Source organism: Pseudomonas sp. LB3P31 (assembly GCF_054897945.1).
The window spans coordinates 1,578,897-1,590,549 of the sequence record NZ_CM142710.1 but is presented as its reverse complement, the minus strand read 5'-3'; the positions used below and the strand labels follow the sequence as shown (position 1 = coordinate 1,590,549).

Annotated in this window: 9 protein-coding genes; all 9 read left to right on the top strand. The window is 48.1% G+C overall.

Annotation, left to right across the window (positions count from 1 at the left end; genetic code table 11):
* Positions 1-126: 126 nt before the first annotated feature.
* On the top strand, positions 127-1,272 hold the full coding sequence (locus ACYZTK_RS07125) for a hypothetical protein (RefSeq protein WP_462013787.1): 1,146 nt from the start codon (positions 127-129) through the stop codon (positions 1,270-1,272).
* Between the two features lie 327 nt (positions 1,273-1,599).
* A complete protein-coding gene (locus ACYZTK_RS07120; RefSeq protein WP_462013786.1) occupies positions 1,600-2,313 on the top strand; it encodes a glycosyltransferase in 714 nt (237 codons plus the stop codon).
* A 15-nt stretch (positions 2,314-2,328) separates the two neighbouring features.
* Positions 2,329-3,363 (top strand): polysaccharide biosynthesis protein, encoded by a 1,035-nt coding sequence (locus ACYZTK_RS07115; protein WP_462013785.1) that lies wholly within the window; start codon positions 2,329-2,331, stop codon positions 3,361-3,363.
* Positions 3,364-3,366: 3 nt separating this feature from the next.
* Positions 3,367-4,485 carry a UDP-2-acetamido-2,6-beta-L-arabino-hexul-4-ose reductase gene (gene wbjC, locus ACYZTK_RS07110; RefSeq protein WP_462013784.1) on the top strand — a complete coding sequence of 373 codons (1,119 nt, stop codon included), beginning with the start codon at positions 3,367-3,369 and terminating at the stop codon, positions 4,483-4,485.
* Between the two features lie 22 nt (positions 4,486-4,507).
* Complete coding sequence (gene wecB / locus ACYZTK_RS07105; protein WP_462013783.1) at positions 4,508-5,638, top strand: non-hydrolyzing UDP-N-acetylglucosamine 2-epimerase; 1,131 nt, start codon at positions 4,508-4,510, stop codon at positions 5,636-5,638.
* A 5-nt stretch (positions 5,639-5,643) separates the two neighbouring features.
* Positions 5,644-6,864, top strand: a complete 1,221-nt coding sequence (locus ACYZTK_RS07100; protein ID WP_462013782.1) for a glycosyltransferase family 4 protein — start codon at positions 5,644-5,646, stop codon at positions 6,862-6,864.
* Positions 6,865-6,909: 45 nt separating this feature from the next.
* On the top strand, positions 6,910-7,506 hold the full coding sequence (locus ACYZTK_RS07095; RefSeq protein ID WP_462013781.1) for a sugar transferase: 597 nt from the start codon (positions 6,910-6,912) through the stop codon (positions 7,504-7,506).
* Positions 7,507-7,681: 175 nt separating this feature from the next.
* Positions 7,682-8,860 carry a DegT/DnrJ/EryC1/StrS family aminotransferase gene (locus ACYZTK_RS07090; RefSeq protein WP_462014870.1) on the top strand — a complete coding sequence of 393 codons (1,179 nt, stop codon included), beginning with the start codon at positions 7,682-7,684 and terminating at the stop codon, positions 8,858-8,860.
* Positions 8,861-9,164: 304 nt separating this feature from the next.
* The gene (locus ACYZTK_RS07085; RefSeq protein WP_462013780.1) at positions 9,165-11,159 is read left to right on the top strand and encodes a polysaccharide biosynthesis protein; all 1,995 of its coding nucleotides are present in this window, start codon (positions 9,165-9,167) and stop codon (positions 11,157-11,159) included.
* The last annotated feature ends 494 nt before the right edge of the window (positions 11,160-11,653 follow it).

The window sequence follows — 11,653 nt, the reverse complement described above, 5'->3', positions numbered from 1 at the left end:
CTCGGATTTTTTATCCTAAATTCCGAAATGGTGTTTGAAATGATAGTCATTTATAAAAATGGTAGTAATCAGTGCTAAGTATATTTGCAAGGTGTATTGGTGCTAAAGCCGCTCGCGTGGCCACATATGATTAATTTTATATATGCATTTCTCACAAATGTTTTTTTTAGTGCGCCTTCCATATTTTTGGTAATGGTTACCTCACACTTTGGAAGTTACAGCGACGCAGCTTTGTTAGGGGTCTCTTTCTCTATTTGTGCGCCTGTACAACTGTTTTTTTCCATGCAGCACAATGTTTCAATACTGAGTGGCCAACTAAATTTTAGAGACTCATTGCGCACACGTTTTTTGCTGATAATCCCATTTTTGCTATTGGGATTGGTCGGCTCTTTTTATTTTTCGACGCAAATTATTTTTTGTTTTTTTCTTTATAGGTGCGCAGAATTTATATACGAGCCAATTCTTTGCGAGGGTCTCAGGAAGGGCAGCTATAATGATGTGTTTAAACAGACGCTTTTCAGGTTTGTGCTATTTTCTTCTATAATATTTTCCATTCTATACGCTGGGATGGCTCTAAATGTCGCGCTGTTCATAGTTAGTGTGGTGTTTGCCATCCTCACTTTGAAATATGTTTCAGTGGCTTTCACTGGGAGTGTGGCGTCTTTTAGTGGATATGCTTTAGGCGCAGCTGCATTTCTTTCGAGTGTTATCGTGAATATACCTAGGTATTTCGTCGCCACAGCAGATCCTTCGTTTGCAGCTTTCTATTCGAATATGTTGACTTTGGTTTTGGGCGGAGGGCTTCTGTACGGTGCATTCAACAACTATTTCTTCCCTAGATTAATTGCATCAGGTTGTAAGGGCGCAGTGAGGTTTTTGAACCTTTCAGCTGCGATGTTTGCTGTTGGTGTCTTGGTGTCGTGGCTGATGTTTTCCGGTGCCGTTGTCCCTAAACTATTCTTAAATGTCTTTTTAGGTGAAAAATATCTAATTTATTATGAGTTGGTTATCGGTTTCGCATTTTTTTATTTTGTTATGTACTTTCATGCGGTTTTAAATTTCCTGTTCGTATACCTTGGTTTGGCAAAAACCTATATGGCTTCTCTAACTGTGTATGGCATATGTATGACATCTTTCATTTTTGCCGCTAATAAGTTTCACTTTTTTGATTTTAGTGGGTTAGTTTGGATAGTTGTTGGGTTTGGTGTTTTCTATGCGGTCATTTGTTACGTGTTTCTGATTGTCAGGCTTCAGAGTAAGAGTCAGGCTTGATGAAGGTTTTTTGACTCGGCTTTCCGGTGATGTCAAAAGGCTTTCCTGTTGGATTGCTTTATTTGTTAGCGTGATGAAGCGTGAGATCCATGGGGCCTGAGCCATAGTGGCGGTTATGCCGGGTGAGGAAAAGCCTTGCATTGGCTTCTGGGTTTGTGTTTATGCTTTTTATAGCTATAATGTTAGTAACTAACGAGTTTTTCCCCAGGTGGCGAATGTGATCAGAATAGTGTAGCCAAATTTAGAAAGGGCGCTCTTCCGGACCGGCTCATTACGTTGATAATTGGGTGTTCTGGTTTCTTTATTGGGTGTTAACTAGGAATAAATATGTTTTCGGTTAGCGTTTGCTTAGCTACTTACAATGGGGCTGAATTCATCAGGGATCAGCTAAGTTCAATACTTGAACAAATTCCGGAAAATTCTGAAGTTCTGATTGGTGATGATGGTTCGAAGGATGACACACTTCGTATTGTTGAAGAGTTTGATGATTCAAGAATCAGGATTATCAGAAATACAAAGAATCTTGGGTATATAGGTAATTTTGAAAATTTGATTGGTGAAGCATCGGGTGATTATATTTTTTTGAGTGATCAAGACGATCTATGGCCGGTGGGTAGGGTCGACAAAATGATTTCTGCAATGAAAAATTCGAATAGCTTGCTGGTTGTGGGCTGTCTGGAATCATTTGTAGATGATGTTCACTCACGTGAGTTTTTTTGTGGCTTTGACCATACGAGAAATTGTACTCCTTACAAGAATATATTTGAGGTTTTTATCGGGCGTAGCGCTCCGTATTTCGGTTGTGCCATGCTGTTGTCGAAAAAAATTAAACCCTTTCTGATCCCTTTTCATTCTAAGGTGATCAGTCATGATATTTGGATAGCTTTTGTTGCAAATAGACGTAATTCAGTCGTTCATTTGAACGAAACGGTTACGTTAAGACGTATTCACGGTACTAATCTGACCAATAATAATCGTGGTTTTTTTGATAAAATCAAAATCCGGTTTGTCTGGTTAGTAGCTATTTTTCATATCATTTAATAAAGAGGGTAGGCCGTGTTTGACAATAAGACACTACTGATAACCGGCGGAACAGGTTCTTTTGGCAACGCTGTGCTCAAGCGATTTTTAGATACCGACATCACTGAAATTCGTATTTTCAGCCGCGACGAGAAAAAGCAGGATGACATGCGCAAGCGCTATGCCAGTCCGAAACTGAAATTTTACATCGGCGATGTGCGGGATTATCAGAGTATATTGAATGCTAGTCGTGGCGTGGACTTCATTTTTCATGCCGCGGCGCTCAAGCAGGTGCCATCCTGCGAATTTCATCCGATGGAGGCTGTCAAAACCAATGTTCTTGGTACGGAGAATGTTCTTGAGGCGGCGATCCAGAATCAAGTTAAACGGGTAGTTTGTCTGAGTACTGACAAGGCTGTGTACCCGATCAATGCTATGGGTATTTCCAAAGCCATGATGGAAAAGGTCATGGTTGCCAAATCCCGTAACGTGGATGAAACCAAAACGGTGATTTGTGGGACGCGCTACGGCAATGTCATGGCTTCGCGTGGGTCCGTTATTCCTTTGTTCATTGGTCAAATTCGTGCTGGCCAACCGCTATCCATTACAGATCCAAGCATGACGCGCTTCATGATGACTCTCGCGGATGCCGTCGATTTGGTTCTGTATGCGTTTGAGCATGGCAACAACGGGGATCTATTCGTTCAGAAGGCTCCCGCCGCGACTGTTGAGACTCTTGCTCTCGCTCTTACATCCATGCTGGGCCAGCCTGAACATCCTATTCAGATTATCGGTACCCGCCACGGCGAGAAACTTTACGAGGCGCTTTTGAGTCGGGAAGAAATGGCCTGCGCAGAGGATATGGGCGAGTACTTCCGAGTGCCGCCGGATCTTCGGGATCTGAATTACAGTAAATTTGTCGAGCAAGGCGAAGAGAGAATTTCTACCATGGTGGATTACAACTCGCATAACACTGAGCGCCTGGACGTTCAGGGGATGCAGAGTCTGTTGCTGAAACTTGATTTCATGCGTGCAATTCAGCGCGGCGAATTCGCGACACCCGAGGAATAAAGCATGAAAGTATTGATCACCGGTGCCAATGGTTTCGTTGGTAAGAACCTAATAGCTCATCTGCGTGAGCGAGAAGACGTCGAGGTGCTGCGATTCTGTCGCGAAGATAATATCGCCAGTCTGCATTCGCTCGTATCAGAGGTGGATTTCGTTTTCCACCTAGCCGGTGTCAATCGCCCTCGGGATGTTGAAGAGTTCAAAATTGGGAACGCCGATCTCACTCAGGCGTTATGCGCAGCGGTCGCCGCGAGTGGGCGTAAAATTCCACTGCTTTACACCTCCTCAATTCAAGCTGAATCGGCCAATGCTTACGGGGATAGTAAGCGCGAAGCTGAAGATGCTCTGCTGAATCTTTCTAACACATTAGGCAGTAGTGTGCATCTTTACAGGCTGCCAAACGTATTTGGAAAGTGGGCTCGACCCAACTACAATTCGGCCGTGGCGACTTTTTGTTACAATATTGCAAATGGTTTGCCTGTCACTATCAACGACGCGAACGCTGAAATTTCACTTGTTTATATCGATGACGTTGTAAGCAGTTTTATTTCTGTAATGGACGGACGGTTGTCCGGTAACCCTTTTGTAAATATAAAATCAAAATACTCTATAACTGTTGGTGATCTATCGGCACAAATTTATGCCTTTAAAGAGAGTCGGCAGTCTATGATAGCCGAGCGGGTCGGCACTGGCCTAGTGCGAGCTTTGTATTCAACCTATCTCAGTTATTTGCCGCCCGAAGAGTTTACTTATGAGGTTCCCAAGCACGGAGATGCCCGAGGCGTTTTCGTGGAGATGCTCAAGACCAAGGATTCCGGTCAGTTTTCTTATTTTACTGCGCACCCGGGTATTACTCGGGGCGGCCATTATCATCATACCAAAACAGAAAAGTTTCTGGTTATCTTCGGCAAGGCCTGCTTTCGATTTCGCCATATAATATCAGGTGAATTCTATGAGTTGTTCACCGATGGAGAAATACCTAAAGTTGTAGAGACCGTGCCCGGTTGGAGTCATGACATTACCAACGTTGGTGATAGTGAAATGATTGTCATGTTGTGGGCAAACGAGATTTTTAATCGTGAGTTTCCGGACACCTACACTATGCCAGTGGGCACCGAAGTCTGATCGTATTTGGATGAGAATTACAATGAAAAAGTTGAAAGTCGTCACTGTCGTAGGCACCCGCCCCGAAATCATTCGCTTGTCGCGTGTCATCGCTTCGCTAGACAAGTATTGCGATCATGTGCTGGTCCATACAGGTCAAAATTACGATTACGAGTTGAATGAGATATTTTTTCATGACCTCGGGATCCGCAAACCGGATCATTTCCTTAACGCTGCGGGCAATACCGGGGCAGAGACCATAGGCAATGTGATTATTAGTGTCGACCGCGTCCTGGCCGAGATTGAACCAGAGGCTCTTTTGGTTTTGGGAGATACAAATAGCTGCATGGCAGTCATTCCTGCCAAGCGCCGCAAGATTCCGACTTTTCATATGGAAGCGGGTAATCGTTGTTTTGACATGCGTGTTCCTGAAGAAATCAACCGGCGTATTGTTGATCACACTGCGGATATCAATCTCACTTACAGCACGATCGCTCGGGATTATTTGCTGCGCGAAGGTCTTTCGCCTGACATGGTCATTAAGACCGGTAGCCCGATGTTTGAAGTGCTCAATTATTACCGTGAAGGCATTGAAGCGTCGGATGTACTGGTTCGTCTAGGCTTGGAGAAGAGCAAGTTTTTTGTCGTTAGTGCACACCGCGAGGAAAATATCGACTCCGATAAAAACTTTGGCAAGCTAGTCGAGGTTTTGAATTCGGTGGCTGAGCATTACGGCTATCCCGTGATTGTTTCAACCCACCCACGAACTCAAAAACGAGTCGATGCCTTGGGTGCCAAGTTCCATGAGAATGTTCGCTTGCTAAAACCACTCGGATTCAAAGATTACAACAAGTTGCAACTTGACTCCAAGGCAGTCCTTTCTGACAGCGGTACGATCAACGAAGAATCCTCCATTCTCAACTTCCCTGCCCTGAATATTCGGGAAGCTCATGAACGTCCAGAGGGCATGGAAGAGGCTGCAGTAATGATGGTTGGACTTGAGGTCGAGCGGGTGATGCAGGGTTTGCAGGTGCTGGAAAGCCAGGATCGTGGCGAAGAACGTACGCTTCGACTAGTAGCGGACTACAGCATGCCCAATGTAGCTGAGAAAGTGGTTAGAATCATTCACAGCTATCGTGATTATATCATGCGGACTGTTTGGAGAAGGTACTGATACGAATGGCTATTCGTGTTTTAATGTTCACTCAGTGGTTTGATCCTGAGCCCACATTCAAGGGGCTTGTTTTTGCTCGTGAGTTGGTTGCGCAGGGTTTTGAGGTAGAGGTTGTCACCGGGTTTCCAAATTATCCCGGTGGTAAGTTGTACCCTGACTATAAGATGAAACTCTTACAGCGCGAAGTCATTGACGGCGTCCAAGTGACGCGCGTACCACTTTACCCTAGCCATGGGCAGAGTGGTGTCGGCCGACTTCTCAACTACATCAGCTTTGCAGCCAGTATTTTGCTTTATGGCCTCTTTCGAGCTAAAAAACCGGATGTCATTTATGCCTACCATCCTCCATTGACGGTAGGTATTGCAACTGCGCTAGTCCGTTTTTTTCGACGCGTGCCCGTGGTATACGATGTTCAGGATATGTGGCCGGACACGCTCAAAGCCACAGGGATGTTTTCCAACGAAAAGCTCCTGAAAGTCGTCTCCCGCGTCTGCGATTGGGTATATGCTCACGTTGATCAGATTGTTGTATTGTCACCTGGTTTCAAACGGCTATTGATCGAGCGAGGAGTGCCTTCGCAAAAAATCGATGTCATATATAACTGGTGTGCCGAAGATTTGGTTTGTTCCTCCTCTAGTAATCCACCGGCCAATTTTCCAGAGACTTCGGCGTTTCGAATTCTGTTCGCTGGAAATATGGGTAAGGCGCAGTCGCTTGATACTGTCATTGCAACGGCGGAATTGTTGCAGGAAAAAGGGAGTGAAGTAGCGTTTATTTTTTTGGGTGGGGGAGTTGAAACCGCTAGGCTGGCAGCACTTGCGAAAAGCAGGAGGCTTGATAATGTGTTCTTCCTGCCTGCTGTTCCGATGTCCGAAGTGGGAGGATATCTATCCAGCGCCGATGCGTTGCTGGTGCATTTGAAGAAGGATCCGTTATTCACTATCACTATTCCTTCTAAAACTCAGGCGTACATGGCGGCCGGTAAGCCGATATTGATGGCGGTAGATGGTGATGCCGCCGATCTTGTACGCGACGCCGAATGCGGAGTTGTCAGCGAATCAGACAATCCGCAGGCGCTTGCGGGAGCGGTCCAGGACTTGATAGATGTATCGGTACAAGGTCACAAGCAAATGGCTGAAAACGGATTGGAATTTTATCATAGAGAGCTGTCCCTTAAAGTTGGTGTCAAGCGTTTTGGTGAACACTTCAAGCGTTTATCGAAATGAACTCCAAAGCTTTCGTCCCAACAACTTTTCTTTCAAGGACCTCTGATGTCAAAACGCTTCTTTGATATTGTGGCTTCGGTAGCCGGGTTGATTGTCTTGTCTCCCGTGATCGCGATCGTCGCATACCTGATTCGCAAGCGATTGGGATCACCGATTTTGTTTCGACAGGTCAGACCGGGGCTCGATGGCGAACCTTTTGAGATGGTTAAGTTTCGCACTATGCGGGATGCGTTTGACGCCAACGGCAACTCGTTACCCGATTCTGAGCGAATGACAGATTTTGGGAGATTTCTTCGATCCAGCAGTTTGGATGAGTTGCCAGAACTGTGGAACGTCATCAAAGGGGATATGAGTTTAGTAGGGCCTCGCCCACTATTGATGGAGTATTTGCCTCTGTACGATGAAGTGCAGATTCGCAGACATAATGCGCGGCCCGGGGTTACCGGATGGGCACAAATAAATGGTCGTAATGCATTGTCTTGGGAAGAGAAATTCAAACTTGACGTTTGGTATGTAGAAAATCAATCGCTGTGGCTCGACCTGAAAATAATTTTCCTCACTGTCAAAAAAGTCTTGATCAGGGATGGCATCAGCGCTGAGGGGGAAGTGACAATGACTCGGTTCACCGGTTCAAAAAAATGAAGAGGCTGTACGCTGAGGCTGGAGCCGGGTTGATCTGCGATATCTCTGATAACATGACGGTCGCCGCTCGACAGATTGGAAGATCCTGAGTGATTGGCTATCGGATGCACGTGACTGATTGGCTGTCGTCGATTGCCGACGATTCATTAATAATTATGGCTGGCAGGTAAAAACCGTGTTGAATACCCCATTTTCTCCTTGGCCTTCGTTCACTGAGGAAGAGGCCGATGCCGTCCGCGACGTTGTGCTTTCCAATAAGGTCAACTACTGGACGGGGCAAGAGTGCCGCGAGTTTGAGAAAGAATTCGCCACGTGGGCAGGCACTGAATATTCCGTCGCACTGGCGAATGGCACTGTCGCACTTGACCTCGCACTGATTGCGCTGGGAATTGGGCAGGGTGACGAAGTCATCGTCACGCCTCGCACTTTCCTCGCCTCGGTTTCCAGCATTGTCAATGCCGGTGCTATCCCTGTCTTCGCCGAGGTCGACCGCGATACCCAAAACATTACTGCTCAGACTATCCAGGCCGTATTGACCCCCCGTACTCGGGGTATTATTTGTGTTCATTTGGCCGGCTGGCCGTGTGATATGGATCCAATCATGGAGTTGGCAGCACTTCATGATATCAAGGTAATCGAAGATTGCGCCCAGGCTCATGGCGCGAAGTACAAGGGACGCCCTGTAGGTTCCATTGGTCATATAGGTGCTTGGTCGTTCTGCCAGGACAAAATTATGACAACAGGGGGGGAGGGGGGGATGGTGACAACCAGCAACCGCGATCTCTGGTTGAAAATGTGGGCATTCAAAGATCATGGCAAGAGTTGGGAGGCTATTTACGAACGAGAGCATCGACCAGGCTTCCGCTGGTTGCATGAGAGTTTCGGCACAAACTGGCGGATGCTGGAAGTGCAAGGGGTCATAGGCCGGATACAGCTTCGTCGCATGGCGCAGTGGCGTGTTGGGCGAATCGGTTACGCTGAACGTATTTGGTCGCAGGCTCGCAAGCTTAAGGGTCTGCGTGTTCCAGTGGTTTCCGAAGACTTTGAACACGCTGCCTATAAATGTTATGTGTTCGTAGAGCTGCAGCATTTAAAAGCTGACTGGAACCGAGACCGTATCCTGTCCGAGATTACTGCTCTCGGCGTTCCATGTTTTTCAGGTTCTTGCTCGGAGGTTTACCTCGAGAAAGCGTTCGACGATACGGGCTGGCGTCCAGAAGTAAGCCTACCCATTGCGAAAGAGCTGGGTGAGACAAGCTTGATGTTTTTGGTACATCCGACGCTGACTGAGGCCGAAATAGAAAAGACCTGCGAGGTGATTCGCATTGTTATGCAGCAAGCCGTGAAACCGTAGCCTGTTTGTGGTCTCACAATTCTATTATGGTGTGAGTCGGTTCTGGTAGGAGGGAAAGGGGTATGGCGAAAATTTGTCTGATATTCGCACAATCTGACCCCCTCCTCACGTTTCCGTATTTCCAGTAGCGGCGGTCGAGGTCTGTATTCCTTGCGCCCCCTCATGAAGTGATTTGGTTCTCTTGTGGTGTTACCGGTATCAGTGCTCTGAAGCAGATAAGATTTTTCCACGTTACGAGTGCGTCGGAGACGTACACTCGTCAATACGATCAATAGGTGAGCGGTTCGAGGTGGACGACGGGGTTATGGATAAATTGCGCAAACTGTTGCTTGGACTGCCACGGCGTCAAAAACGGCTCCTTCAGGTTACGGTCGACGTCGTTCTAGTATGGGCCGCGTTGTGGTTGGCATTTCTGGTTCGCCTTGGTGTTGATGACATGGTTAATCCACTGATCGTCCATTCCTGGCTTTTCTTATGTACCCCGCTAGTCACAATCCCCTTGTTTATCCGGTTTGGCATGTATCGCGCTGTAATGCGGTACTTCGGCAACGATGCGCTTATCGCGATCATCAAGGCGGTCAGCTTATCGTCATTAATTCTTGGCGTAGTTGTTTATTGGTATAGTAACCACCAAAATGTAGTCCCGCGCTCGATCATTTTCAACTATTGGTGGTTGAGTCTGATCATGATCGGTGGACTTCGCATGGCAATGCGCCAGTATTTCTTGGGCGACTGGTTCAGTGCGGCTCAGCATGTCCCGTTTACCAATCGGGACGATGGCTTGCCAAGAGTTGCCATTTATGGCGCGGGCTCAGCCGGTAACCAGTTGGTCGCTGCCTTGCGTATGGGGCGTATCATGCGTCCGGTCGCATTTATCGATGACGATAGCGGGATTGCCGATAGAGTCATCTCCGGATTGCAGGTCTATAAACCTAAGCATATCCAGCAGATGATCGATACCACTGGGGCTCAGGAAATCCTGTTGGCTATCCCGTCTACTAACCGAGGCCGGCGTCGCGAAATTCTTGGGTTCCTTGAAGGTTTCCCACTCCACGTCCGGAGCGTTCCCGGTTTCATGGACCTGGCCAGCGGACGGGTAAAGGTTGATGATATCCAGGAAGTAGATGTTGCGGACCTTCTGGGCCGGGATGCGGTTCCGGCTCGGAGTGACTTACTAGAACACTGCATCAAGGGGCAGTGCGTGCTTGTTACCGGGGCCGGGGGCTCAATCGGTTCAGAGTTATGTCGGCAGATTCTAGCTCTGAAACCAACAACGCTCCTGATGTTCGAGCATAGTGAGTTCAATCTGTACAGCATCATGTCCGAACTAGAACAACGGATTGCCAGGGAGTCCTTGTCGGTACGTTTACTTCCCATTCTCGGTTCTGTGCGCAATCCGGAGAAGTTGCTGGATGTGATGAAGACTTGGCATGTAGACACTGTTTACCATGCCGCCGCGTACAAACACGTACCGATGGTAGAGCACAACATTGCCGAGGGTGTTTTGAACAATGTTATTGGTACGCTCAACACCGCCCAAGCTGCGCTGAAAGCAGGCGTTGCGAATTTTGTCCTCATCTCGACAGACAAGGCGGTGCGACCTACCAATGTCATGGGCAGCACCAAACGCTTGGCTGAATTAACCCTGCAAGCACTCAGTCGAGAACTGGCCCCGGCATTGTATGGTGAAACCTCCAATATCTCGCATGTGAATAAGACGCGCTTCACTATGGTCCGTTTCGGTAATGTACTGGGTTCGTCTGGCTCGGTCATACCGTTGTTTCACAAGCAGATAAAGTCCGGGGGGCCGCTGACCGTCACCCATCCGAAGATTACTCGCTATTTTATGACCATTCCTGAGGCAGCGCAGTTGGTCATTCAAGCGGGTTCCATGGGGCAGGGCGGTGATGTTTTTGTCTTGGATATGGGTGAGCCCGTGAGGATCGCCGAGCTTGCCGAAAAGATGATTCATTTGTCCGGCCTGAGCGTTCGCTCGGAGAAAAACCAGCATGGCGACATCGCTATCGAGTTCACTGGACTGCGTCCGGGCGAGAAGCTCTACGAAGAGCTGTTGATAGGCGATAACGTGGCGGCCACACAGCACCCGATGATCATGACTGCCAATGAGGATCACCTCTCTTGGGATTTACTCAAGATCAAGTTGACCGAATTGGTCGCTGCAGTGGATCAGGATGACTATGCGCGCGTTCGCCAACTCCTGCGCGATACGGTCAGCGGCTACACCCCCGACGGGGAAATTGTCGACTGGATCTACCAGCAACGCCGCCTCGAACCCTGATAGTTTCACATCGAAAAACCGACACACTTGTGCCGGTATCATCTCATCGGCTCACTTTAAACGCATTTTCGCAAGGTTGATTACCCCATGCGGCAAGCACCAGCAACGATCGCTGATCAGAGGCGTGATCGGTTGCTGGGGAACGCGGGCGTCCACTGCGAAGGGGGGCTCAAGAGCCAGGTTGGGAGTCGGCAAGCCAGTCCTGGGGTTGGGTGCAAGCCAGTGGGCATTAATTCAACGGCGGGCTGCCACCAACTGTCGGCGAGGAAACGCTAGACGCGCTTGCAGGCCTGCAGATCTTTGACGGACGTCATGCCATCAGTGCTGGTGACCCGTCGGGGACCTCGCTCAGAAAGACGAAATCCCGGTATAGGCTGCATCCTTGGCACCGACCCGATCCGGTCTTTTTGTACTTGCCTGGCAGTGGCCTGCTTCGGTAAGCCTGATCAGGCTAGCTAGAACTAAGGAGTTCTGAAGCAGCGCCTGTCAAAGCC